The following is a 25,724-nucleotide window of genomic DNA, read 5'->3' on the forward strand; positions in this document are numbered from 1 at the left end:
CTTCTTAGCTCTTGCGCTGATGGCGCGAGCGCAGGATGAACTTGTCGGTCGCCTTGTTGGACCGCGTCTTCTTGCCCTTGGTCGGCTTGCCCCACGGGCTGACCGGATGACGGCCACCGGAGGTGCGGCCTTCACCACCGCCGTGCGGATGGTCGACCGGGTTCATGGTCACGCCGCGATTGTGCGGGCGCTTGCCGCGCCAGACCGTGCGGCCGGCCTTGCCGTCGTTGATGTTGCCGTGGTCGGGGTTCGACACGGCACCGACGGTGGCCATGCAGGAGCCGTGAACGACACGCTGCTCGCCCGAGTTGAGGCGCAGGATCGCCATGCCCTGGTCGCGACCCACGAGCTGGGCGTAACCGCCGGCCGAACGGGCAACCTGGCCGCCCTTGCCCGGCTTCAGCTCGATGTTGTGGACGATCGTGCCGACCGGCATCGATGCCAGCGGCATCGCATTGCCCGGCTTCACGTCGACCGCTTCGCCAGCCACGATCTTGTCGCCGGCGGCAAGGCGCTGCGGGGCGATGATGTAGGACAGCTCGCCATCGTCGTACTTGATCAGCGCGATGAAGGCGGTGCGGTTCGGATCGTATTCAATGCGCTCAACCGTGCCGACGACGTCGAACTTGCGGCGCTTGAAGTCGATGATGCGGTACGAACGCTTGTGACCACCGCCGATGAAGCGGGCGGTGATGCGGCCGTAATTGTTGCGGCCGCCCGACTTGGTCAGGCCCTCGGTCAGACCCTTGACGGGCTTGCCCTTGTAGAGGCCCGAGCGGTCGACGATGACCAGCTGGCGGGTGCTCGGCGTTACCGGGTTGAATTTTTTCAGTGCCATTGTTCTGTCCTCGCGGCCTTGCTCAGAGACCCGTCGCGACGTCGATCGACTGGCCGTCGGCCAGCGTCACGATCGCCTTCTTGACGTCGCTCTGGCGGCCGATCGTGCCGCGGAAGCGCTTGATCTTGCCCTTGCGGACAAGCGTGTTCACGGCCATCACCTTGACGCCGAACAGCGCTTCGACGGCGGCCTTGATTTCCGGCTTCGACGCCTTCTTGGCGACGTTGAAGACGACCTGGTTCTGCTCGGAAGCCATGGTCGACTTTTCGGTGATCGCCGGGCTGACGATCACGTCGTAGTGACGAAGGTCGGTCATTTAAAGCGCTCCTCGAGAGCCTCGACGGCGGCCTTGGAAAGGACCAGCGTGCCGCGGCGCAGAATGTCGTAGACGTTGATGCCCTGGATGGGCAGCACGTCGATGTTGGGGATGTTGGTCGCGGCCAGCTTGAAGTTCTTGTCAAGCTCGGCACCACCGATCACCAGGGCATTGCTCAGGCCCAGGGTCGCGAAATTCGCGATCAGCGCCTTGGTCTTGGCCTCGGTCAGCTTCAGCTCGTCGATGACGATGATCGACGCACTCTTGGCCTTGGCCGAGAGAGCATGCTTCAAGCCCAGAGCGCGCACCTTCTTCGGCAGGTCGTGCTCGTGGCTGCGAACGACCGGGCCGTGGGCCTTACCGCCGCCGCGGAACTGCGGAGCGCGTGCCGAGTGGTGACGGGCGCGGCCCGTACCCTTCTGCTTGTACATCTTGGCGCCGGTGCGCGCGATTTCGGCGCGGCCCTTGGCCTTGTGCGTGCCCTGCTGCTTCTTGGCAAGCTGCCAGCGCACGACGCGCTGCAGGATGTCCTCGCGCGGATCAAGGCCGAAAATCTCCTCGGAGAGTTTCACCTTGCCGGCGTCCTTGCCGCCAAGCGTTGTGATCTTGAGATCCATTATTCCGCTCCCTCTGTGGCCGGAGCCTCGTTCTTAGCAGCACTTCCTGCTGCAACTGGGCGGATCGCGGCGGGCTTCGGCGCATTGGCCGGCAGTGCCACCTTGGCCGCATCGCGGACCAGGATCCAGGCGCCCTTCGATCCGGGAACCGCTCCGCGGATCAGGATCAGGCCGCGGTCGGCATCGGTCGAGACGATCTCGACGTTCTGCGTGGTGACGCGGGTGTCGCCCATATGGCCGGCCATCTTCTTGCCCTTGAACACCTTGCCGGGGTCCTGGCGCTGGCCGGTCGAACCGTGCGTACGGTGCGAGACCGAGTTACCGTGCGTCGCGCGGCCACCACCCATGTGGTGGCGCTTGATGACGCCCTGGAAACCCTTGCCGATCGTCGTGCCCGTCACATCGACCTTCTGGCCGGCGACGAAGTGCTCGACGGTGATCTCGGCGCCGACATCAATCATGTTGTCGGCGGATACGCGGAACTCGGCGACCTTCGCCTTCGGCTCGACGGAAGCGGTCGCGAAATGGCCGCGCATCGCCTTCGACGTGTTCTTCACCTTGGCGAGGCCAACGCCGAGCTGAACGGCGGTGTAGCCATTCTTCTCCTGCGTGCGCTGCGCCACGACCTGGCAGTTCTCCATCTGGAGAACAGTGACGGGAACATGTTCCCCGGCATCGTTGTAGATGCGGGTCATTCCCACCTTCTTTGCAATCACACCTGAACGCATCGGTTCAATTCCTTTAGAGTTCCGGGCCAGGGGCACCGCCCCTTACCGCGCTCTCATTCCCTTAGAGCTTGATCTCGACGTCGACGCCGGCGGCCAGATCGAGCTTCATCAAAGCATCGACGGTCTGCGGGGTCGGATCGACGATGTCGAGCAGACGCTTGTGCGTGCGCATCTCGAACTGCTCGCGGCTCTTCTTGTCGACGTGAGGCGACCGGTTGACCGTGAACTTTTCGATCCGCGTCGGCAGCGGAATGGGGCCGCGGACGTTTGCGCCGGTGCGCTTGGCCGTCGACACGATTTCCTTCGTCGAGGCGTCGAGCACGCGGTGATCAAACGCCTTCAGGCGGATGCGGATATTCTGTCCGTTCATGCGTCACTTCCTTGTTCTGGCGCGGCGCGGGCAACTTCCGCGCCCGCGACAGATCGGTTTAAGTCCAAATTACTCTTTGATGGTGACGACGATGCCGGCACCGACGGTGCGGCCGCCTTCACGGATGGCGAAGCGCAGCTTCTCTTCCATGGCGATCGGCACGATCAGCTCGACATCGACCGTGATGTTGTCGCCAGGCATAACCATCTCGGTGCCAGCCGGCAGCGACACGATGCCGGTCACGTCCGTCGTGCGGAAGTAGAACTGCGGGCGGTAGTTGGTGAAGAACGGCGTGTGACGGCCACCTTCGTCCTTGGTCAGGATGTAGGCTTCGGCCACAAACTTCTTGTGCGGCTTCACCGTGCCCGGCTTGGCCAGAACCTGGCCGCGCTCGACACCTTCACGATCAACGCCGCGCAGCAGCGCGCCGATGTTGTCGCCAGCCTGGCCCTGATCGAGCAGCTTGCGGAACATTTCCACGCCCGTGCAGGTCGTCTTGGTCGTCGGACGGATGCCGATGATCTCGAGTTCCTCGCCAACCTTGACCACGCCACGCTCGACGCGGCCGGTCACGACCGTGCCACGGCCCGAGATCGAGAACACGTCCTCGATCGGCATCAGGAACGGCTTGTCGAGCGGACGAACCGGCGTCGGGATGTAGGCGTCGACCTGAGCCATCAGCTCGCGGATCGCGTCCTCGCCGATCGTCTTGTTCGAATCCTCAAGAGCGGCCAGCGCCGAACCCTTGACGATCGGAATGTCGTCGCCGGGGAACTCGTTCTTCGACAGAAGCTCGCGAACCTCGAGCTCGACCAGCTCGAGCAGCTCGGCGTCGTCGACCTGGTCGACCTTGTTCAGGAACACCACGATCGACGGCACGCCGACCTGACGGGCAAGCAGGATGTGCTCGCGGGTCTGCGGCATCGGGCCGTCAGCAGCGGAAACCACCAGGATCGCGCCGTCCATCTGCGCGGCACCGGTGATCATGTTCTTCACATAGTCGGCGTGGCCGGGGCAGTCGACATGGGCATAGTGGCGATTGGCCGTCTCGTATTCGACGTGAGCCGTCGAGATCGTGATGCCGCGCGCCTTCTCTTCCGGCGCCGCATCGATCTGGTCGTAGCGCTTGTACTCGCCAAAATACTTCGTGATCGCCGCCGTCAGCGACGTCTTGCCATGGTCAACGTGACCAATCGTGCCGATGTTCACATGAGGCTTAGTGCGCTCGAATTTACCTTTTGCCATGTGATGTCTCCATTTCCTGCTCGCCCATGCGGGCTTTGAATTGCGTTACCGCGGCAGCTCTTTCGAGTTACGCGTACTTTTTCTGGACTTCCTGGGCGACCGCGGTCGGAACCGGCTCGTAGTGATCGAACTGCATCGTGTAGGCCGCGCGGCCCTGGCTCATCGAGCGCAGGTTGTCGACGTACTTGAACATGTTGGCGAGCGGCACCATCGCGTTGATGACGACGGCCACGCCACGCGCTTCCTGGCCCTGGATCTGGCCACGACGGCCGTTCAGGTCGCCGATGACGCTGCCGACATAGTCTTCCGGCGTCACGACCTCGACCTTCATGATCGGCTCCAGCAGCTGCACGCCAAGCTTGGGCGCGGCCTCACGGAAGCAGGCACGGGACGCGATTTCGAAGGCCAGGACCGAAGAGTCGACGTCGTGGTAAGCGCCGTCGATCAGCGTCGCCCTGACGCCGATCATCGGGAAGCCCGCGAACGGACCAGCGCCCATGACGCTCTGGATGCCCTTCTCGACGCCTGGAATGTATTCCTTCGGCACGGCGCCGCCGACGATCTTGGACTCGAACACGAAGTCTTCGCCCTCGGCATTCGGCTCGAACACAACTTTCACGCGAGCGAATTGGCCGGTACCGCCGGTCTGCTTCTTGTGGGTGTAATCCTGCTCGTGCTTGCGGGTGATCGTCTCGCGATAGGCCACCTGCGGAGCGCCGACATTGGCTTCGACCTTGAACTCGCGGCGCATGCGGTCGACGATGATGTCGAGGTGCAGTTCGCCCATGCCGGAGATGATGGTCTGGCCGCTTTCCTCGTCGGTCTTGACGCGGAAGGACGGATCCTCGGCAGCCAGGCGATGAAGGGCGAGGCCCATCTTTTCCTGGTCGTTCTTGGTCTTCGGCTCGATGGCGATCTGGATGACCGGATCGGGGAATTCCATGCGCTCGAGGATGACCGGGTGCAACGGATCGCACAGCGTGTCGCCAGTGGTCGTATCCTTGAGGCCCGCCAGGGCAACGATGTCGCCGGCGAAAGCTTCCTCGACGTCGGCGCGCGAATTCGCATGCATCTGCAGCATGCGGCCGATGCGCTCCTTCTTGCCCTTGACGGTGTTGTCAACGGAGACGCCCTTGGTGAGCTTGCCTGAATAGATACGGGCAAAGGTCAACGAACCGACGAACGGGTCGTTCATGATCTTGAAGGCGAGCATCGAGAGCGGCTCGTTATCGTCCGCATGACGCTCGATCTCGGCATCGGTCTTGGCATCGACACCCTTGATGGCGGGAACGTCGGCCGGCGACGGCAGGTATTCGACAACGGCGTCGAGCAGCGGCTGCACGCCCTTGTTCTTGAAAGCCGAGCCGCAGAACATGGGGTAGAACTTGACCGCGATCGTGCCCTTGCGGATCAGCGAACGGATCTCGTCATTCGACGGCATCTTGCCTTCGAGGTAGTTCTCGAGGGCCGTCTCGTCCATTTCGACGGCGGCTTCGATCATCTTCTCGCGGTATTCCTCGGCACGGGCCTTGAGGTCGGCCGGGATCTCGACGATGTCCCAGGCAGCGCCCAGGGTCTCGTCACGCCAGACAAGCGCGTTCATCTCGACGAGGTCGACGACACCCTTGAACTCGGTCTCGGCGCCGATCGGCAGCTGCATGACGACAGCCTGCGCGCCGAGGCGCGAGCCGATCATCTCGACCGAGCGATAGAAGTCGGCGCCGATCTTGTCCATCTTGTTGCAGAAGATCATGCGCGGCACGCGGTACTTGTCGGCCTGGCGCCAGACGGTTTCCGTCTGTGGCTCGACACCGGCGTTGGCGTCGAGCAGCGCGATGGCGCCGTCGAGCACGCGCAGCGAACGCTCGACTTCAATGGTGAAGTCAACGTGTCCGGGAGTGTCGATGATGTTGAAGCGGTGCATCTTGCCGTCGCGACCCTTCCAGAAGGTCGTGGTCGCGGCGGACGTGATGGTGATGCCGCGTTCCTGCTCCTGCTCCATCCAGTCCATGGTGGCAGCGCCGTCGTGCACTTCGCCGATCTTGTGCGACTTGCCCGTGTAATAGAGGACGCGCTCGGTGGTCGTCGTCTTGCCGGCGTCAATATGCGCCATGATACCGAAATTGCGGTAGTCTTCGATTTTGTATTCGCGGGCCATCGTAGCTGCCTCTCAGTCCTGTTCGCGCTTTACCAGCGGTAGTGTGCGAAAGCGCGGTTGGCTTCAGCCATCTTGTGGGTGTCTTCACGCTTCTTGACGGCGGTGCCGCGGTTGTTGGCCGCGTCCATCAGCTCGCCCGAGAGGCGGTCGACCATGGTGGTCTCGTTGCGGTTGCGAGCAGCCGCGATCAGCCAACGGATGGCCAATGCCTGGCGGCGCTCGGGACGCACGTCGACCGGAACCTGGTAGGTGGCGCCGCCGACGCGACGCGAACGCACTTCCACATGCGGCGCGACATTGTCGAGCGCCTGATGGAAGACGGTGACCGGCTCCTGCTTGGTCTTCGACTGGACCTGGTCGAGCGCGCCATAGACGATGGTCTCGGCGACCGACTTCTTGCCGTCATACATGACGGCATTCATGAACTTGGTAACGATCAGATCGCCGAACTTCGGGTCCGGGTTGATCTCACGCTTTTCTGCACTGTGACGACGCGACATGGCTTTTGTCTCTCAATCTCGTAGCCCGACGCATTGAAGCAGCGCCAGGGCCGGAAAATCTTACTTCGGACGCTTTGCGCCGTACTTCGAACGGCGCTGCTTGCGGTTCTTCACGCCCTGCGTGTCGAGCACGCCGCGGATGATGTGGTAGCGGACGCCCGGAAGATCCTTGACGCGGCCGCCGCGGATCATCACCACGGAGTGCTCCTGAAGGTTGTGACCTTCGCCGGGGATGTAACCGATCACTTCAAAACCATTGGTCAGGCGGATCTTGGCCACCTTACGCAGCGCCGAGTTCGGCTTCTTCGGCGTCGTTGTATAGACGCGCGTGCAGACGCCCCGCTTCTGCGGGTTCTGCTGCATGGCCGGGACCTTGTTGCGCTTCACCGGCGCAATGCGCGGCTTGCGGATCAGCTGGTTGACGGTAGGCATTAAACCCTCTTGTCTCTCAATTCCGTGTCTCGCCCGGTCAGGGCCGCTCAAAGCGTCATTTCCATACGCAAATTCGGGCCACAAACCGCGCCTCGCGGTCTTGCCCGAACAAATGGCAGAGGAAGCGGAAGCCGCTTCATGCACGCCGGAAATGTCTTTTCGCTCGTAAAACGAACCCTGTTTGAAGCAAACTCCAAAGCGTGTCGCTTCGGAAAGGAGAGCCTCACATCGGTTCTGACTGGCCGGCTTCTACTCGCAAGCCCGCGAAGCGTCAACCCCGCAACGGCAAATATTGCATTGAAGCCCTGGCTTGGCAGCCATGCGAAAACCGCATGTAATTTTCTTTCGCCAGTTTGCAAGGGCGAGGAAGAAAGTGACCGGTTTTTGGCTTTTGCGCGACCTCGCTTCATGCGAAAAGCCGCCTGAGCAACTCAAAATGCCCTCGCCTGCCCTTTGCCAGGAGGAATCAGTCCGTGAACGACAATGAAGAACGCCCGGTCACCATCATTACCGGCCGGGTGTGGAAGCGCAAAGGCGGCAAAGCGGAGGGGGTGCATGTCATGCTGGTCGCTCCCGATGACGATTCGGCGGTGCGCCGCGCTCTCGAATCGCTTGCCGCGGAAGGTTACGCGGAGGCCGAGCTCGACCAGATCGGCGACATGGAAGGCGTACCCGATGACGAGCCGCACCTGTCGGCCTACCAAGGCGCGCTCGAAGGCGAAGTGTCGATCGTCACCTTCGACGAGCCGATCTGAGAATCATGTCCGGACGCGGCTGACGTCGGCCAGGCCGATGCTCCATCCATTGCAACTTGCCAGGCTATCGTCTCACGCCTGGAAAAAATCTGCCCTTCCCATCTCGGAGCCCCCATGTCCTCGAACAGCAATCCCATTAAGATAGGCATTGTCGGCGTCGGCAAGATCGTGCGCGACCAGCACCTGCCGGCCCTGGCGAAGGACCAGAACTATCGCCTCGCCGCCGCGGCAAGCCGGCACGGCAAGGTCGACGGCATCCCGAATTTTCCCACCATCGAGGCGATGCTTGACGCGGTGCCGGAGCTCGACGCCGTCTCGCTCTGCATGCCACCGCAATTCCGTTACGATGCCGCGCGCACCGCGATAGAGGCGAAGAAGCATGTCTTCCTGGAAAAGCCGCCGGGCGCCACGGTCAGCGAGGTCGAGGATCTGAAGGTGCTGGCCGCGAAAAACGGCGTCTCCCTGTTCGCCAGCTGGCACTCGCGCTATGCGCCGGCGGTGGAGGCCGCGCGCAGCTTTCTCGCATCGACCCGGATCCGCTCGGCTGCGATCGTCTGGAAGGAAGATGTGCGCCGCTGGCATCCGAACCAGGACTGGATCTGGGCACCGGGCGGCTTTGGTGTCTTCGATCCCGGCATCAACGCGCTGTCGATCGTGACCCACATCCTGCCGGCGATGTTCATCACGTCGGCCGTGCTCGACTTTCCCGAAAACCGCGCTGCCCCGGTCGCGGCGCAAGTCACCTTCCGCACCTCGAACGGATTGCCGGTGACGATGGACCTCGACTGGCTGCAGACCGGCCCGCAAAGCTGGGACATCCTGGCCGACACGGATGCAGGCAAGATGGTGCTTTCCGGCGGAGGCTCGAAGCTCGCCATTGACGGCCGCGTCGTCCATGACGAGCAGGAGGCGGAATACCCGATGCTCTACAAGCGTTTCGCGGAGATCGTGCGCGCCGGCGCCTCGGACGTCGATCTCGCGCCGCTGCAGCATGTCGCCGACGCCTTCATGCTAGGCAAGCGCAACGTGGTCGAGGCGTTTTTTGACTGAACAGGGATGCGCCGGCCGACCGTCGCTCGATTTTCAACTGACAATCGCAATCGCAAAGCCATCATAACCCTTGGCGCCGACTGTCTGGATGGCGGTGCCATCCAGGCGCCTGTCGCCACCGATGAATGAGAACGCTGCCCGGGCGCCCACGACATTGGCGTCATGGCCACCCTTATCGATCACCGCGCCGTCGCGGATGACATTGTCGCAGATGATCACCGTCCCCGGCCGCGAAAGCCGCATGGCCCAGGACAGGTAGTTCGGGTTGTTCGGCTTGTCGGCATCAATGAAGATGAGATCGAACGGCCCGGCATTCTCAGCGCTTAGCGCCGCAAGCGACTGAAGGGCCGGCCCGACCCGCAACTCCACGCGCTCCGACACGCCCGCACGGACAAAATTAGACCCCGCGACCTTGGCGTGGTGCGGATCGAGTTCAAGCGTCACGACCTTGCCGTCCATGGGCAACGCTCGCGCCATCCAGATCGTGGAGTAACCACCCAGCGTGCCGATTTCGAGGATCTTCTTCGCTCCCTGAATTCGCGCGAGGAGCGAAAGCAGCTTGCCCTGCGCCGCCGAGACGTCGATCGGCGGCAAACCTTGGTCACGATTGGTCGCCAGGACAGCGTCGAGGGCGGGATCCGCCTCGAGCAGGGCATCAACGATGTAGTCATCGACAGCGGCCCAGGTTTTCCTGCTCATCGTTTTCTTCTCCGATCGAAAGCCGAAACGCGAAAGGTGGGACCCAGTGGGCCCTCTTACCGTCATGGATACCAACTTCGCCGCGCCCCGGAAAACAAAAAGGCCGCCGGGTTGCCCCGACGGCCCTGTTGCCTGAGATTTCCGAGAGCGGTTCATCGTTTCAAGGAAACGCCGAACCGCTCTATCTTTTGTTGTGGCGCAATTCCGGACGGAAAACCGCTTTGCACTTTTCCTGGAACTGCTCCCGCCGCGCTTACTGCGCGGCGGTTGTCATATCGGCCAGCATCGGCTCGGCGACTTCCACACCGGAGGCCTTGCGGCGCTCGTCGATGATCAGTTCGTCGCGCGAGGTGGCGATGCGCCGGATCTGGCTCATCGTGCCGCCCGTACCGGCCGGGATCAGCCGGCCGACGATGACGTTTTCCTTCAAGCCCTGCAGCATGTCGGTCTTGCCGGCAACCGCGGCTTCCGTCAGCACCCTGGTCGTCTCCTGGAAGGAGGCGGCCGAGATGAAGGACGGCGTCTGCAGCGAGGCCTTGGTGATGCCGAGCAGCACCGGCTGGCCTTCGGCCGGCTTCTTGCCGTCCTCGATCAGACGCTCGTTGACCTCTTCCAGCTCGATCACGTCGACGTGGTCGCCCGGAATGTAGGTCGAGTCGCCCTGCGTGGTGATCTCGACCTTCTGCAGCATCTGGCGGACGATCACCTCGATGTGCTTGTCGTTGATCGACACGCCCTGCAAGCGATAGACTTCCTGGATCTCGTTCACGAGGTAGGACGCAAGTGCCTCCACGCCCTTGATCGCCAGGATGTCGTGCGGCGCCGGATTGCCGTCGAGGATGTAGTCGCCCTTCTCGATGACGTCGCCGTCCTGGAGATGGAACGGCTTGCCCTTCGGGATCAGGTATTCGACCGGCTCGAGCGTCGAGTCATGCGGCTCGATGATGATGCGGCGCTTGTTCTTGTAGTCGCGGCCGAAGCGGATCGTGCCATCGATCTCGGCGATGATGGCGTGATCCTTCGGACGACGTGCCTCGAACAGTTCGGCAACACGCGGCAGACCGCCGGTGATGTCCTTGGTCTTGGCGCTTTCCATCGGGATACGCGCCAGCACGTCGCCGGGACGAACCTGCGCACCCGGCTCGACCGAGAGAATGGCCTCGACCGAGAGCAGGAAGCGGGCATCGCCGCCCTTCGACAGCTTGCCGACCTTGCCCTTGGCGTCCAGGATGGCGATCGCCGGCTTCAGGTCGTTGCCGCGCGGCGTCGAACGCCAGTCGATGACCTCACGCTTGGTGATGCCGGTCGACTCGTCGGCCGTTTCCTGAACGGAAATGCCGTCGACCAGATCCTCGTACGACACCTTGCCCTCGATTTCGGTGAGGACAGGGCGGGTGTAGGGATCCCACTCCGCGATACGCTGGCCACGCTTCACCTTGTCGCCATCGTCCACGAAGATGCGCGAACCATAGGTGACACGGTGCGTGGCGCGCTCCTTGCCGGCTTCGTCGAGGATCAGCACCGCCATGTTGCGGCCCATGACCATCTGCTGGCCGTCGGAGTTGCGCACCACGTTGCGGTTGCGGATCTCGACCTTGCCCTCATAGGAGGCTTCAAGGAACGAAGAGTCCACCACCTGCGCGGTACCGCCCATGTGGAAGGTACGCATGGTGAGCTGGGTGCCCGGCTCGCCGATCGACTGCGCCGCGATGACGCCGACGGCTTCACCCTGGTTGACCGGGGTGCCGCGCGCCAGATCGCGTCCGTAGCAGACCGCGCACACGCCAACCCTGACCTCGCAGGTCAGTGCCGAGCGGATGCGGACCGACTGGACGCCGGCCTTTTCGATCTGCTCCACGTCGCGCTCGTCCATCAGCGTTCCGGCCTTGACCAGCAGGTCGCCGGTCACCGGATGGTTGATGTCGTCGAGCGCGGTGCGGCCCAGCACGCGCTGGCCGACCGAAGCAACGACCTGACCGGCATCGACGATCGGCTGCATGGTGAGGCCCTTGTCGGTGCCGCAATCCACGGAGTTGACGATGCAGTCCTGCGCCACGTCGACCAGGCGGCGGGTGAGATAACCCGAGTTCGCCGTCTTCAAGGCGGTGTCGGCCAGACCTTTGCGGGCGCCGTGGGTCGAGTTGAAGTACTCGAGCACGGTCAGGCCTTCCTTGAAGTTCGAGATGATCGGCGTCTCGATGATTTCACCCGACGGCTTGGCCATCAGGCCGCGCATGCCGGCGAGCTGACGCATCTGGGTGGGCGAGCCACGCGCACCGGAGTGCGACATCATGTAGATCGAGTTCATCGGCTTCTGACGGCCATTGTCCTCGAACTCGACCGCCTTGATGCGGGCCATCATTTCGTCGGCGACCTTTTCCGAGCACTTGGCCCAGGCGTCGACGACCTTGTTGTACTTCTCGCCCTGGGTGATCAGGCCGTCATTGTACTGCTGCTCGTATTCCTTGGCCAAAGCCTCGGTGTCGGAGACCAGCTTGATCTTGGTATCCGGGATCAGCATGTCGTCCTTGCCGAACGAAATGCCGGCACGGCAGGCGTGAGCGAAACCGAGCGCCATGATGCGGTCGCAGAAAATGACCGTCTCCTTCTGACCGCAATGGCGGTAGACGGTGTCGATCATCTTGGAGATGTTCTTCTTGGTCATCTCCTGGTTGGCGGTCTCGTAAGGCACGTTGACGTTCTTCGGCAGAAGCTCGCCGATGATCATGCGGCCAGGCGTGGTGTCATGGATCTTCGACACGACCTTGCCTTCGGCGTCGACCGTGCGGAAGCGGCCCTTGATCTTGGCGTGCAGGGTCACCGCCTTGGTCTCGAGCGCGTGCTGGAGTTCGCCCATGTCGGCAAACACCATGCCCTCGCCCGGCTCGTTCTGGTTGACGATCGAGAGATAGTAGAGACCCAGAACCATGTCCTGCGACGGCACGATGATCGGCGCGCCGGAAGCCGGGTGCAGGATGTTGTTGGTCGACATCATCAGCACGCGGGCTTCAAGCTGCGCTTCCAGGGACAGCGGCACGTGAACAGCCATCTGGTCACCGTCGAAGTCGGCGTTGAAGGCCGTGCAGACCAGCGGATGCAGCTGGATCGCCTTGCCCTCGATCAGGATCGGCTCGAACGCCTGGATGCCGAGGCGGTGCAGCGTCGGCGCGCGGTTCAACAGCACCGGATGCTCGCGGATGACCTCGTCAAGAATATCCCAGACCTCCGGACGCTCCTTCTCGACCAGCTTCTTGGCCTGCTTGACGGTCGAGGAATAACCCTTGGCGTCAAGACGGGCGTAGATGAAGGGCTTGAACAGTTCGAGCGCCATCTTCTTCGGCAGGCCGCACTGGTGCAGCTTGAGCTCCGGACCGGTGACGATGACCGAACGGCCGGAATAGTCGACGCGCTTGCCGAGCAGGTTCTGGCGGAACCGGCCCTGCTTGCCCTTGAGCATGTCGGACAGCGACTTCAGCGGGCGCTTGTTGGCGCCGGTGATGACGCGGCCGCGACGGCCGTTGTCGAACAGCGCATCGACGGCTTCCTGCAGCATGCGTTTTTCATTGCGCACAATGATGCCGGGAGCGCGCAGCTCGATCAGCCGCTTCAGACGGTTGTTGCGGTTGATGACGCGGCGATAGAGGTCGTTCAGATCGGACGTGGCAAAACGGCCGCCGTCCAGCGGGACGAGCGGGCGCAGGTCCGGCGGGATCACCGGAACCACCTTCATGATCATCCATTCCGGACGGTTGCCGGATTCCATGAAGTTCTCGACGACCTTGAGCCGCTTCAGATACTTCTTCTGCTTGAGCTCGGACGTGGTCGAAGCCAGTTCCGAACGCAGGTCGCCGGCGATCTTCTCCAGGTCCATGCCGGCCAGGAGGTCATGAATGGCCTCGGCGCCGATCATGGCGGTGAAAGAATCCTCGCCATACTCGTCGACGGCGATCATGTACTCTTCCTCGCTGAGCAGCTGGTGCTCCTTCAGCGCGGTGAGGCCAGGCTCGGTGACGATGTAGTTCTCGAAGTAGAGGACGCGCTCGATATCCTTCAGCGTCATGTCGAGCAGCGTGCCGATGCGCGAGGGCAGCGACTTCAGGAACCAGATGTGAGCGACGGGAGCGGCGAGCTCGATATGGCCCATGCGCTCGCGGCGGACGCGCGACAGCGTGACTTCGACGCCGCACTTCTCGCAGATGACGCCCTTGTACTTCATGCGCTTGTACTTGCCGCACAGGCACTCATAGTCCTTGATCGGGCCAAAAATGCGCGCGCAGAACAGACCGTCACGCTCCGGCTTGAAGGTGCGGTAGTTAATGGTCTCCGGCTTCTTGATCTCGCCGAACGACCAGGACAGAATCTTCTCAGGGCTGGCCAGTGAGATCCGGATGGAATCGAACACCTGCGCAGGCGCCTGCGGATTGAAGAGATTCATGACCTCTTGGTTCATGCCGTTCTCCTTTTCGGGGTCCTCGAAAACCCCTTGCATCTAGTCGCGGGCCAAACGCCCGCCGCCTTTGTCGGCCACAGGCCGACGAATTGGTTTGGCGCGCCACAACTTCGTGCGGCGCGCCGTAGCCTTACTCAGCCGCGTCGGGCAGCCGAACCGGGGCGTCGTCGAGCTTGGTGTTCTCCAACTCGACATTGAGGCCAAGCGACCGCATTTCCTTGACGAGCACGTTGAAGCTCTCGGGAATGCCGGCCTCGAACGTGTCGTCGCCGCGCACAATCGCCTCGTAGACCTTGGTGCGGCCGGCGACGTCGTCCGACTTCACCGTCAGCATTTCCTGCAGCGTGTAGGCGGCGCCATAGGCTTCCAGCGCCCAGACCTCCATTTCGCCGAAGCGCTGGCCACCGAACTGCGCCTTGCCACCCAGCGGCTGCTGGGTGACGAGCGAGTACGGACCGATCGAACGCGCGTGGATCTTGTCGTCCACCAGGTGGTGAAGCTTGAGCATGTAGATATAGCCCATCGTCACCTTGCGATCGAACGGCTCGCCCGTGCGTCCGTCATAGAGCTGCGACTGACCTGATGTGTGCAGGCCCGCCTGCTCCAGCATGATGTTGATGTCAGCCTCGTGCGCGCCGTCGAACACCGGGGTCGCGATCGAGACGCCGCGGCGCATCTGCTCGCTGAGGCGAACAATGCTCTCGTCGTCATATTCGCGAACCGGCTCGTTGCGGTCGTTGGCCGGCATGAAGCTCTCGAGCGTCTTGCGCAGCGGCTTGATGTCGCCGGCCGCCTTGTACGTGTCGATCAGCTCGCCGATCTTCTTGCCCATGCCTGCGCAAGCCCAGCCCAGGTGCGTTTCCAGGATCTGGCCGACATTCATGCGGCTCGGCACACCCAGCGGGTTGAGCACGATATCGGCATGCGTGCCGTCCTCGAGGAAAGGCATGTCCTCGACCGGAACGATGCGCGACACGACACCCTTGTTGCCATGACGGCCGGCCATCTTGTCGCCAGGCTGCATCTTGCGCTTCACCGCCACGAAGACCTTGACCATCTTCATGACGCCCGGAGGCATTTCGTCGCCGCGCTGCACCTTCTCGACCTTGTCCATGAAGCGCTGTTCGAGCGCCTTCTTGGAGTCGTCGTACTGGCCACGCAGGGCTTCCAGTTCGCTCTGGAGCTTTTCGTTCTCCACGGCAAACTGCCACCACTGCGAACGCGGATACTCGTCGAGCGTATCCTTGGACAGCGTCGAGCCCTTCTTGAAGCCCTTCGGTCCGGCAATCGCTTCCTTGCCGACGAGCACGTCGGAAAGACGCGCGTAGACGTTGCGGTCCAGGATGGCCTGCTCGTCGTCACGGTCCTTTGCGAGGCGTTCGATCTCCTCGCGCTCGATCGCCATGGCGCGCTCGTCCTTCTCCACACCGTGGCGATTGAACACGCGCACCTCGACGACGGTGCCGAAAGTGCCCGGAGGCATGCGCATCGAGGTGTCGCGCACGTCGGAAGCCTTTTCGCCGAAGATGGCGCGCAGAAGCTTCTCTTCCGGCGTCATCGGGCTTTCGCCCTTCGGCGTGATCTTGCCGACCAGGATGTCGCCCGGCTGCACTTCCGCGCCGATATAGACGATGCCGGCTTCATCGAGGTTCTTCAGCGCTTCTTCCGAAACGTTCGGAATGTCGCGCGTGATTTCCTCCGGACCGAGCTTGGTATCGCGCGCCATGACCTCGAACTCCTCGATATGGATCGAGGTGAAGACGTCGTCGGCGACGATGCGCTCGGAGAGCAGGATCGAGTCCTCGTAGTTGTAGCCGTTCCACGGCATGAACGCGACCAGCACGTTGCGGCCGAGCGCCAGATCACCGAGCTCCGTCGACGGACCGTCGGCGATGATGTCACCCTTGTTGACCCGGTCACCCATACGCACCAGCGGACGCTGGTTGATGCAGGTGTTCTGGTTCGAACGCTGGAACTTCATCAGCCGGTAGATATCGACGCCGGACTTACCCGGATCGAGATCCTCGGTGGCGCGGATAACGATACGCGTCGCATCCACCTGGTCGACGATGCCGCCGCGGCGGGCGCCGATGGCGGCGCCCGAGTCACGGGCGACGATCGGCTCCATGCCGGTGCCGACGAACGGCGCCTCGGCACGCACCAGCGGCACGGCCTGACGCTGCATGTTCGAGCCCATCAGCGCGCGGTTGGCGTCGTCGTTCTCGAGGAACGGGATCAGGGCCGCGGCCACCGACACCATCTGCTTGGGCGAAACGTCCATCAGGTCGACGTTTTCGCGCGGCGCCATCATCACTTCGCCGGCACTGCGGCAAATGACGAACTCGTCGACGAAGCCGCCATTCTTGTCGAGCTCGGCATTGGCCTGCGCGACATGGTGCTTGGCTTCTTCCATCGCCGAGAGATAGACGACGTCATTGGTCAGCTTGCCGTCGACGATCTTGCGGTACGGGCTCTCGATGAAACCGTACTTGTTGACGCGTGCGAAGGTGGCCAGCGAGTTGATCAGACCGATATTCGGGCCTTCCGGGGTCTCGATCGGGCAGATACGGCCGTAATGCGTCGGGTGCACGTCGCGCACCTCGAAGCCGGCGCGCTCGCGGGTCAGACCGCCCGGTCCAAGCGCCGACAGGCGGCGCTTGTGGGTGATCTCCGACAGCGGGTTGGTCTGGTCCATGAACTGCGACAGCTGCGAGGAGCCGAAGAACTCGCGCACGGCGGCGGCCGCCGGCTTGGCGTTGATCAGGTCCTGCGGCATGACCGTGTCGATCTCGATCGAGGACATACGCTCCTTGATCGCGCGCTCCATGCGCAGCAGGCCGACGCGGTACTGGTTCTCCATCAGCTCGCCGACAGAACGCACGCGGCGGTTGCCGAGATTGTCGATGTCGTCGATCTCGCCCTTGCCGTCGCGCAGTTCGACCAGCGTCTTGACCACGGCCAGGATGTCGTCCTTGCGCAGCACGCGCACGGTGTCCTCGGCCTTGAGTTCGAGGCGCATGTTCATCTTGACGCGGCCGACAGCCGACAGGTCATAGCGCTCGCTGTCGAAGAACAGCGAGTTGAACATGGCTTCGGCGGTCTCGAGCGTCGGCGGCTCGCCCGGGCGCATGACACGGTAGATGTCGAACAGTGCGTCCTGGCGGCTCTCGTTCTTGTCGACGGCGAGCGTGTTTCTGATATAGGCGCCGACATTGACATGGTCGATGTCGAGGATCTTGATCTCCTGCTCGCCGGTGCCGAGCAGCACCTTGAGCGTCTTTTCGTCGATCTCGTCGCCGGCCTCGAGGAAAATCTCGCCGGTGGCGTAGTTGACGATGTCCTCAGCCAGATAGTTGCCGAGCAGATCCTCGTCGGTTGCCTTGATCGCCTTGAGGCCCTTTTCGCCAAGCGCCCTGGCCTGGCGGGCGGTGATCTTCTTGCCTTGCTCGACAACGATCTCGCCCGTGTCGGCATCGACCAGGTCGCCGACGGCCTTGAGGCCGCGGAAGCGCTCGACGTTGAACGGAATGCGCCAGTGGTCGCCGGCGCGCACGTAGCTGATCTTGTTGTAGAAGGTCGACAGGATCTCTTCGCCGTCCATGCCGAGCGCCATCAGCAGCGACGTCACCGGAATCTTGCGGCGGCGGTCGATGCGGGCGTGCACGACGTCCTTGGAATCGAACTCGATGTCGAGCCAGGAGCCGCGATAAGGAATGACGCGCGCGGCGAACAGAAGCTTGCCCGACGAGTGCGACTTGCCCTTGTCGTGGTCGAAGAAGACGCCCGGCGAACGGTGCATCTGCGAGACGATGACGCGCTCGGTGCCGTTGACGATGAAGGTGCCGTTCAAGGTCATGAGCGGCATGTCGCCCATGTAGACGTCCTGCTCCTTGATGTCCTTGATCGACTTGGCGCCTGTATCCTCGTCAATATCGAACACGATGAGGCGCAGCGTCACCTTCAGCGGCGCAGCATAGGTCAGGTCGCGCTGACGGCATTCGTCAACGTCGAATTTCGGTCCTTCGAACTCGTACTTCACGAACTCCAGCATCGAGGAGCCGGAAAAATCGGAGATCGGGAAGACCGACTTGAAAACAGCCTGCAGTCCCTCGTCCGGACGCCCGCCCTTGGGCTCGTCCACCATCAGGAATTGGTCATAGGATGCCTTCTGAACCTCGATCAGGTTCGGCATCTCCGCAACTTCCGGAATCTTTCCGAAGAACTTGCGTACGCGTCTGCGGCCATTGAAAGTCTGGGTCTGGGCCATCGTCGCTCCTTAGCTCTAAACTCGGGGCGGACCTCGCCGCGGTCCGCCTTGCATACCGAGCCGCCTGGGCGGCGGCTCTCTGTCTGTTCTCCGTCCGCCCAACGAATTGCTTGTCGGCGGCCGGCTAAAACGGGAGAAAACCCGTTTCCTGAAGGCCGGTTGCGGCCCTCAGGAAAGAGGTTCTCGTACATCTCGCGCTACGCGTCCTCCCTCCAGGCGAAGGGAGTGGCGGACGGCGCGAGGCCGCCCGCCGCTTTTACGCTTACTTCAGGTCGACCTTGGCGCCGGCTGCTTCCAGCTGGGCCTTGAACTTGTCAGCGTCGGCCTTGGAAACGCCTTCCTTGACCGGCTTCGGAGCCGCTTCGACCAGGTCCTTGGCTTCCTTGAGGCCAAGACCGGTGATGGCGCGGACTTCCTTGATGACGTTGATCTTCTGAGCGCCAGCGTCGGTGAGGACGACGTCGAATTCCGTCTTTTCCTCGACCGGAGCAGCAGCAGCGGCAGCGCCGCCGGCAGCGGCAACCGCCACCGGAGCAGCAGCCGAAACGCCCCACTTTTCTTCCAGAAGCTTCGACAGCTCGGCCGCCTCGAGGACGGTCAGCTTCGAAAGGTCGTCTACGATCTTTGCGAGATCAGCCATTGTTGTATTCCTTCGTTAGGTTCGAACGTGTGTTTTTGATAGCGAGGAACGGCCTCATGCCGCCTCGTCCTTCCGGGCGTAAGCGCCGATGACGCGCGCGACCGAGGCCGCTGGCGCATTGACGATCTGGGCGATCCGGGTTGCCGGCGTGGCGATCATGCCAACCAACCTGGCGCGCAGCTCATCGAGCGACGGAAGTGTGGCGAGTGCCTTCACACCGTCGGCGTTGAGCGAGGTGGTGCCCATAGCGCCTCCGAGAATGACAAGCTTGTCATTTCCCTTGGCGAAATCGGACGCGACCTTCGGCGCCGCAATCGGATCCTCCGAATAAGCAATCAGCGTCTGTCCCTTGAACAGATCGATGATCGATGCGGAGTCCGTGCCCTGAAGAGCGATTTTGGCGAGACGGTTCTTCGCGACTTTAACGGTGCCACCGGCAGCGCGCATTTTCGACCGAAGGTCGTTCATTTGCGCGACGGTGATACCGGCATAGTGGGCCACGACGACTGAACCTGCGTTTCCGAACGCTTCGTTCAGGCCCGTGACGAGTTCGCGTTTTTCCGCTCTGTCCACTGCCTATCTCCAGTTGACCCCTGCCCTATTTCGAGGACAGGCGTCGGGTTGCCTTTTGCCGGCCGGGCCATCCAGTAACGGATCTCCCGAACGACGCTCGAGGATCCTGCCCCCTTTCGCCACACCGCCGGCAAGCCGACGATGCGCAGACAAAAGGCAAACACGGTTCGAACCTTTCATTGGAGCACTTGCTCCGTTGTCGGGTCTTCACCCGTCTCATGCAGGCCCACATGAATTAAGGCTTTTGGGCCGCCTGCAATCTCGGACAGGATGTCCGGAAGCCTTTCGACTTCCGGCACCGGGCCCAGGATAAATCCGGGGCCCGGAATTCAGTCACGGATCGGCCGTCCAGCGGCCGATCCAAATGGTCTTAATCAGGACGCAGCGAGCGTCGCGACGTCGAGCTTGAGGCCCGGGCCCATCGTCGAGGTGACCGACACCTTCTTGACGTAGTTGCCCTTGGCGCCAGCCGGCTTTGCCTTGGTCACCGCATCGGCGAAGGCACGGATGTTCTCTTCGAGCGCCTTGACGTCGAACGAGACCTTGCCGACGCCGGCATGAACGATGCCGGCCTTCTCGACGCGAAACTCGACCGCGCCGCCCTTCGATGCCTTGACGGCGGCAGCGACGTCGGTGGTGACGGTGCCGACCTTCGGGTTCGGCATCATGCCGCGCGGGCCGAGCACCTTGCCGAGACGGCCGACCAGCGGCATCATGTCCGGCGTGGCGATGCAGCGATCGAAATCGATCGTGCCCTTCTGGACGATGTCGACCAGGTCCTCAGCACCGACGATGTCGGCGCCGGCGGCCTTGGCTTCCTCGGCCTTGTCGCCACGGGCGAACACGGCGACACGAACCGAGCGGCCGGTGCCGTTCGGCAGATTGACCACGCCGCGGACCATCTGGTCCGCATGGCGCGGGTCGACGCCGAGGTTCATGGCGACTTCGACGGTCTCGTCGAACTTGACCGAGGAACGGTCCTTGAGCAGTTTCAGCGCTTCACCCAGGGCATAAGCCTTGTTGGGATCAATGCCTTCGCGGGTCTTCGATACACGCTTTGCAATCTTTGCCATGATCTCAGCCCACCACTTCCAGACCCATCGAGCGGGCGGAGCCCTCGACCATGCGCATGGCCGCCTCGACGTCGTTTGCGTTCAGATCCTTCATCTTGGCGGTCGCGATCTCGCGCACCTTGTCGCGCGAAACGGTGCCAGCCTTGACCTTGCCCGGCTCCTTCGAGCCCGACTTCAGGTTCGCGGCCTTCTTCAGGAAGTAGCTCACCGGCGGCGTCTTCATGACGAAGGTGAACGACTTGTCCTGGTAGTAGGTGATGACGACCGGAACCGGCGATCCCTTTTCCATTTCCTGGGTCTGCGCGTTGAACGCCTTGCAGAACTCCATGATATTGATGCCACGCTGACCAAGCGCCGGGCCGATCGGGGGCGACGGCGTAGCCGAACCCGCGGAGACCTGGAGCTTGAGCTGGCCTGCAATTTTCTTAGCCATCTCTTTTCCTGCCTTTGTTTATGCCGGTCCCACCATCAGGGAAAACACCGGCGGTTGCAGTCTGGTGGTGCGGTTCGCGTGGCCGGCTAAAGCCACATTCGCCTCCCACCGTTCTCAGGCCGTGCGTTTCCGCACCGCCTCCCCCGATCGCCGAACCGGCATCGCCGGCCCAACATCGGGGATTTCGGATCAGCCCTTTTCGACCTGTCCGAATTCCAGATCGACGGGCACGGCGCGCCCGAAGATCGAAACTTCCACCTTGAGCCGCGCCCGCTCCTCGTCCACTTCCTGGACGAAACCGTTGAACGACGCGAAAGGACCATCCGAAACGCGGATCGCCTCGCCGATCTCGAACGTGACCGAGGGCTTCGGCCGCTCGACGCCTTCCTGCACCTGGTTCAGGATGCGCTGCGCTTCCGCCTCGGTGATCGGCACCGGCTTGGAGTCACCGAGAAAGCCGGTGACCTTCGGCGTGTTCTTCACCAGGGAAAACACGGCATCGGTCAGGTTGGCCTTCAGGAGCACGTAGCCCGGGAAGAACTTGCGCTCGGCATCGACCTTGCGGCCACGACGAACCTCGACGACCTTCTCGGTCGGAACCACGATCTGCTCGATATCGGCGGACAGGCCCTTCTGCTTGGCCTTGTTCTCGATGTCCTCGGCGACCTTCTTTTCAAAGTTCGAATAAGCGTGGACGATGTACCAGCGCGCAGCCATTTTTTTAGACTTCTCCGTAATCGCCGGACTTAGCGTCCAATGCCCAGAATCTGTTCGATCGCGAGGCCCATCAACTGATCGGCGCTAAAGAAAAAGATCATCGCAATCACAGCGAAGGCCAGAACCATCACCGTCGAGATCATCGTTTCGCGCCGCGACGGCCAAGTCACCTTGGCGGTCTCCGAGCGAACCTGCTGGAGAAAGACGAAAGGATTTGTGGTTTTCGAAGCCATATGCCGCCTGTCTTCAAGACCCGTTGGCCGGGCCTCCTGGATGATCCCGCTGGCCGGGACGTGCCGCCTGAGCCCAGTCTCACGCCGAATCAGCGCAATCACTTCGCCCATGCAAATCAGACGCGTAAAGCCGGCTTCCCAGCTTCACGCGTCGCGTGCCTGTTCCGTCTACATAAAACCGATTCTTGATCCACGCAAGTGGCAAGTGTCCGCTTTATGACCAAACGCCGCCTCGGAACCATCCAGTCGTTCCGTCCCGGCTATGGCGCCCTTATGCCCCAATCGAGCTAATATGGCAAGCGTGTCGCCGATTTTCAAAGGGCGGCCCGCGGAAATATCGTTTCTGACGGTCATTTCGGAAAATGGCACGGGCAGCGGGACTCGAACCTACGACCCGCGGTGTTGGAGACCGAATAGCCTTGCCGCATCTCGTTGCGCCATGGCAACGACGAGAGCTACTGCTACCGCCCTTGCGATCAGAATTGCGTTCGGAGACCGAAATTGGCCTTGAGGATGTAGCTGTCGCCGAAACCACGGAACGGTGTGTTGCCCGAGAACTCGCCATAGAAGGTGAGATCCTTGCGCCAGCTTACGCTCGCACCGAGGCCGAGTTCGCCCCACAGCCGGTCGTCGGCATTGATGATGGGTGTCCCCGCGACCAGAGTGCGCGTGCCATCGAGCCATTCATAGCTGACATTGGCGATTCCGTAGATGTGGCTGCGGCCACCTTCCCCGGCGCCCTGATGATCGAGCGCGACGCCCCAGCGCGTTTTCAGGCTGTCGTTCCTGCCGGCGGCCACGTCGGCACCCGACGGATCAACGAAGTGATCGAACCGCACATTGGAATAGACGATCTGGAATTGCGGCGTGATGCCAAAGTGCTCGCCGAACGAAATCCGCTTGCCCGCTTCGATGCTGAACGCCTCGCCGCTGCCGCCATTGTCGTGGGTGAGTAAGCCGAGAAGTTCGGAATTGAGGTCGCTGCCATAGCGGTTGACCTGTGCCTGACCGTCAACATAGAAGCCCGTCATCCCATACCAGGTCAATGTCGCGCCAAGGCCATAGCCGTCGGTTTTCACCGCACCGTTGCCGAACGCCGAGTTGATCCGGCTGTTGGCCTCGCCATAGGAGACGTTGACGCCTGCCACCAGACGCCCGCTCGTGTCGCTATCGACAAGCACCCGATCGGCACCCGCCTGCATTTTCCAGGTATCGATGTCCTGATCCGAACCAGTCGCCGACACCGCGGCATTGTTGAAGCGCCCGTGGGAGCCTTCCGCTCGGCCCCAAATTCCATTGCCGTCGCCATTGGCGCCGGGGCCCCAGACACGGTTGCCGACACGTTGCTGCAGCGTCGGGAGAGTGTTGAGCGACTGCAGATTGGAGCCATAGGCCTCGTAAACCGGCACGCCGGGCTGATAGAGCGGCGCGCCGGGACCGCCCAGGGAGGAACGCAGATACCAGTCGCCATCCAAGGGAGTAGAGACGCCGCCCTGATAGAGGCGATAGGCATAAGCGCCGGCTATCACCGCCGGTGCGCCCTGGAAGACATAGTTGCTGTCGAGCACGAAAGCACCGTTGGACCCACCCGTCACGTCGACGATCTTGATGCCTTCCACCGTCGGCGCGCCAAGGCCGCCACGGTTGATGATGGTGACTTGCGTAACGCCTGAAGTCGTGCCGTTGACCGCAAGGCGGCTGGTCTGCGAGCTGTCGTCGCCCAGAACGGTCGCGATTTCGAGGCGTCCGCCAGTGCTGACATAATCGCCCTGGACGGTGAGCGTGCCCATGGCATTGCCATAGCCCGGCGCGACGACGCCGGTATTGACGACATTGCCCACGCCGCCCGTGCCGACGAGCCGTCCGCCGGTGTCGACCAGCATGTTGCCGCCCAGCACGCCGTTCACGGCCAGCGTGCCGGCCGACACGGTCGATGCGCCGGTAAAGCCGGAACTGTCCCCGGTCAGCGTCAGTTGACCGAGGCCGAGCTTGTTGAAGTTCGATGAGCCGGAAAAATCCGTGCCGATACCGATGTCGTGCCCGTTGGTATCGAACCAGGCTCCTCCGGCTGCCACAGTCAGTGTCGTGAAGCCGTTCAGGAAATCGGCTTCATCCCGGTTCGCACGCAGAATGCCGCCGTTGAGGTCGAGGATAGCGGTGGCGCCGGCTCCCTTGATCACCGAGCCGGTTTCGACAACGCCGCGTCCGGTGGCGTCGCCGTCGAGATGGAGCGTCCCAGTGGCTGTGCTGCCGCTGGCTATATGAACATCGGTACCGACGCCCACGAAGCCGCCTTTTCCAACGGTCATCGTACCGTCGCTAACATAACCGACATCGATGCGGTCGGTCGCGGTCAAGCTTGAGACGCTGCCCGTGCTGCTCGAGACATTGACCGTGCCCGTGCCGCCGCTCGCGTAGCCGATATAGACAGAGGCAGCGCCGCCTCCAGTTGCACTCGTGGCCACCGCGGCGCCGTCCACGACGTTGAGTGTACCGTTGCCTGAGAAACCCACGTAAATATTGTTGGCGGCGTTCCAGACCGAGGCGTTGCCGTTGCTGTCGCGACCCGAGACGGTGGCCGTGCCTTCGCTACCGCTCCCGTAGCCGATAGAAGCCTGTCCACTGTTCACCAGCCCGCCATCCAGGATGTCGAGCTTGTTGCCTGTGCCGCCATTACCAACATAAATCTGGTTGGTAATGTTCAGGGTCGAGGCATGTTGGTCTATGTCGCGGCCCGTGACCGCAACCATGCCAGTGCCGGTGCCATTGCCATCGCTATTGTTGCCGATGACGACCAATGCACTGTTAACGATCCCGCCATCCTGGATGGCGAGCAAGGCTTTGCCGTTGTCGCCGACATAAAGCGTGCCTGTATTGGTCCATGTCGAGGCGTGACCGCTACCGTCGTGGCCCGAGACAGTGACATCGCTTTGGCTGGCGGCCGCGACGCCGATATAGCCGTCAGCATTGCTCACCTGGCCGCCATTTCCGATATTGAGCGTGCCGTTGCCATCCTGACCGACAACGAGGTCACCGTTATTGGTCCAGGTCGAGGCATTGCCGCCACCGTCGGTGCCCGAGACGGTGACCGTCCCTTGGCCACCATAGCCGATAAAGCCAGTGTCATTGGTGACGGTGCCGCCATTCTGGATGTCCAGCGTGCCTGTGGCGATATTACCGACAACGAGATCGGCCCCGACCGTCCAATCCGGCGTTTGAATGGTGGTTGCGTCCGGCGATAGATCACCGGTGCCTGACACCGACTGCGCGGACGCCGGCCGCATGCCGGCAACCGCGGTGACGAGTGTGATGATTGCCGTGGTCAAAAACAAGGATCGGCGGAAGCCGACCGTATTGGCGCCGTCCTTTGCCGTGCATCTCATCCCTTGCGCCGCTCCCCGCCAAGCCCCCGCTTCACCATAGAAGTGCGACGCACCCGGCAAAGCCCGAGTCAATGACCGCTCGAATCATTGCCATGCGCTGTATTCGAGTAGATCAAGGTTAACCTTTGGTTGTAAGTTGAGTTGTCCTCCCTGAACCATTCTCGCCATCGCCTCAACTGCAGCGCGTACGTGCGGCAATGCTGCTCGATAGCCATCAAATACGGTCGAGTGGATTGGCGATCGCCGT

Annotated in this window: 21 protein-coding genes; 2 read left to right on the forward strand and 19 right to left on the reverse strand. The window is 62.4% G+C overall.

Annotated elements, in window-relative coordinates:
• Positions 1-4 precede the first annotated feature (4 nt).
• The 9 genes from rplB to rpsL all read right to left on the reverse strand — a co-directional run bounded on the left by rplB (position 5) and on the right by rpsL (position 7,204).
• On the reverse strand, positions 5-838 hold the full coding sequence (rplB, locus tag MesoLj_RS23795) for a 50S ribosomal protein L2 (RefSeq protein WP_010909276.1): 834 nt from the start codon (positions 836-838) through the stop codon (positions 5-7).
• Between the two features lie 22 nt (positions 839-860).
• On the reverse strand, positions 861-1,154 hold the full coding sequence (locus MesoLj_RS23800; RefSeq protein WP_010909275.1) for a 50S ribosomal protein L23: 294 nt from the start codon (positions 1,152-1,154) through the stop codon (positions 861-863).
• Positions 1,151-1,771, reverse strand: a complete 621-nt coding sequence (gene rplD, locus MesoLj_RS23805) for a 50S ribosomal protein L4 (RefSeq protein WP_019857964.1) — start codon at positions 1,769-1,771, stop codon at positions 1,151-1,153. Before rplD ends, MesoLj_RS23800 begins: the two co-directional genes overlap by 4 nt.
• Positions 1,771-2,499 carry a 50S ribosomal protein L3 gene (gene rplC, locus MesoLj_RS23810; protein WP_095775810.1) on the reverse strand — a complete coding sequence of 243 codons (729 nt, stop codon included), beginning with the start codon at positions 2,497-2,499 and terminating at the stop codon, positions 1,771-1,773. The genes rplD and rplC overlap by 1 nt, the downstream gene beginning before the upstream one ends.
• Positions 2,500-2,560: 61 nt before the next feature.
• Entirely contained in the window at positions 2,561-2,869 is a 309-nt protein-coding gene (rpsJ, locus tag MesoLj_RS23815) for a 30S ribosomal protein S10 (protein ID WP_010909272.1), read from the reverse strand.
• Positions 2,870-2,938: 69 nt separating this feature from the next.
• Positions 2,939-4,114 (reverse strand): elongation factor Tu, encoded by a 1,176-nt coding sequence (gene tuf / locus MesoLj_RS23820; RefSeq protein WP_010909256.1) that lies wholly within the window; start codon positions 4,112-4,114, stop codon positions 2,939-2,941.
• Between the two features lie 67 nt (positions 4,115-4,181).
• Positions 4,182-6,272: an elongation factor G gene (gene fusA, locus MesoLj_RS23825; RefSeq protein ID WP_140777457.1), complete on the reverse strand. Its 2,091-nt coding sequence runs from the start codon at positions 6,270-6,272 to the stop codon at positions 4,182-4,184.
• 29 nt (positions 6,273-6,301) lie between these two features.
• On the reverse strand, positions 6,302-6,772 hold the full coding sequence (rpsG, locus tag MesoLj_RS23830) for a 30S ribosomal protein S7 (protein WP_008875664.1): 471 nt from the start codon (positions 6,770-6,772) through the stop codon (positions 6,302-6,304).
• A 60-nt stretch (positions 6,773-6,832) separates the two neighbouring features.
• Positions 6,833-7,204 carry a 30S ribosomal protein S12 gene (gene rpsL, locus MesoLj_RS23835; protein WP_006333356.1) on the reverse strand — a complete coding sequence of 124 codons (372 nt, stop codon included), beginning with the start codon at positions 7,202-7,204 and terminating at the stop codon, positions 6,833-6,835.
• 473 nt (positions 7,205-7,677) lie between these two features.
• Between rpsL and MesoLj_RS23840 the strand changes: the two genes are divergently transcribed.
• Positions 7,678-7,959: a transcriptional regulator gene (locus MesoLj_RS23840; protein WP_140777459.1), complete on the forward strand. Its 282-nt coding sequence runs from the start codon at positions 7,678-7,680 to the stop codon at positions 7,957-7,959.
• 114 nt (positions 7,960-8,073) lie between these two features.
• Positions 8,074-9,009, forward strand: a complete 936-nt coding sequence (locus tag MesoLj_RS23845; protein WP_202322790.1) for a Gfo/Idh/MocA family protein — start codon at positions 8,074-8,076, stop codon at positions 9,007-9,009.
• 33 nt (positions 9,010-9,042) lie between these two features.
• Here MesoLj_RS23845 and MesoLj_RS23850 read toward each other — a convergent pair whose 3' ends face one another.
• The 10 genes from MesoLj_RS23850 to MesoLj_RS23895 all read right to left on the reverse strand — a co-directional run bounded on the left by MesoLj_RS23850 (position 9,043) and on the right by MesoLj_RS23895 (position 25,477).
• The gene (locus tag MesoLj_RS23850) at positions 9,043-9,708 is read right to left on the reverse strand and encodes an O-methyltransferase (RefSeq protein ID WP_202322791.1); all 666 of its coding nucleotides are present in this window, start codon (positions 9,706-9,708) and stop codon (positions 9,043-9,045) included.
• Positions 9,709-9,961: 253 nt separating this feature from the next.
• The gene (gene rpoC / locus MesoLj_RS23855) at positions 9,962-14,158 is read right to left on the reverse strand and encodes a DNA-directed RNA polymerase subunit beta' (protein ID WP_140777465.1); all 4,197 of its coding nucleotides are present in this window, start codon (positions 14,156-14,158) and stop codon (positions 9,962-9,964) included.
• Between the two features lie 130 nt (positions 14,159-14,288).
• On the reverse strand, positions 14,289-18,425 hold the full coding sequence (gene rpoB, locus MesoLj_RS23860; RefSeq protein WP_140777467.1) for a DNA-directed RNA polymerase subunit beta: 4,137 nt from the start codon (positions 18,423-18,425) through the stop codon (positions 14,289-14,291).
• A gap of 262 nt (positions 18,426-18,687) precedes the next feature.
• Entirely contained in the window at positions 18,688-19,065 is a 378-nt protein-coding gene (rplL, locus tag MesoLj_RS23865; RefSeq protein ID WP_006202136.1) for a 50S ribosomal protein L7/L12, read from the reverse strand.
• A gap of 54 nt (positions 19,066-19,119) precedes the next feature.
• Positions 19,120-19,638 (reverse strand): 50S ribosomal protein L10, encoded by a 519-nt coding sequence (gene rplJ, locus MesoLj_RS23870; RefSeq protein WP_019857958.1) that lies wholly within the window; start codon positions 19,636-19,638, stop codon positions 19,120-19,122.
• A 374-nt stretch (positions 19,639-20,012) separates the two neighbouring features.
• Positions 20,013-20,711: a 50S ribosomal protein L1 gene (gene rplA, locus MesoLj_RS23875; protein ID WP_056568375.1), complete on the reverse strand. Its 699-nt coding sequence runs from the start codon at positions 20,709-20,711 to the stop codon at positions 20,013-20,015.
• A gap of 4 nt (positions 20,712-20,715) precedes the next feature.
• Entirely contained in the window at positions 20,716-21,144 is a 429-nt protein-coding gene (rplK, locus tag MesoLj_RS23880; RefSeq protein WP_010909262.1) for a 50S ribosomal protein L11, read from the reverse strand.
• A gap of 189 nt (positions 21,145-21,333) precedes the next feature.
• Positions 21,334-21,861: a transcription termination/antitermination protein NusG gene (gene nusG, locus MesoLj_RS23885; protein WP_010909261.1), complete on the reverse strand. Its 528-nt coding sequence runs from the start codon at positions 21,859-21,861 to the stop codon at positions 21,334-21,336.
• A gap of 29 nt (positions 21,862-21,890) precedes the next feature.
• The gene (gene secE / locus MesoLj_RS23890; RefSeq protein ID WP_010909260.1) at positions 21,891-22,094 is read right to left on the reverse strand and encodes a preprotein translocase subunit SecE; all 204 of its coding nucleotides are present in this window, start codon (positions 22,092-22,094) and stop codon (positions 21,891-21,893) included.
• Between the two features lie 476 nt (positions 22,095-22,570).
• Positions 22,571-25,477 (reverse strand): autotransporter family protein, encoded by a 2,907-nt coding sequence (locus tag MesoLj_RS23895; protein ID WP_202322792.1) that lies wholly within the window; start codon positions 25,475-25,477, stop codon positions 22,571-22,573.
• Between the last annotated feature and the right edge of the window lie 247 nt (positions 25,478-25,724).

The organism is Mesorhizobium sp. 113-3-9 (assembly GCF_016756515.1).
In the GTDB taxonomy this organism is placed as follows: Bacteria; Pseudomonadota; Alphaproteobacteria; order Rhizobiales; family Rhizobiaceae; genus Mesorhizobium.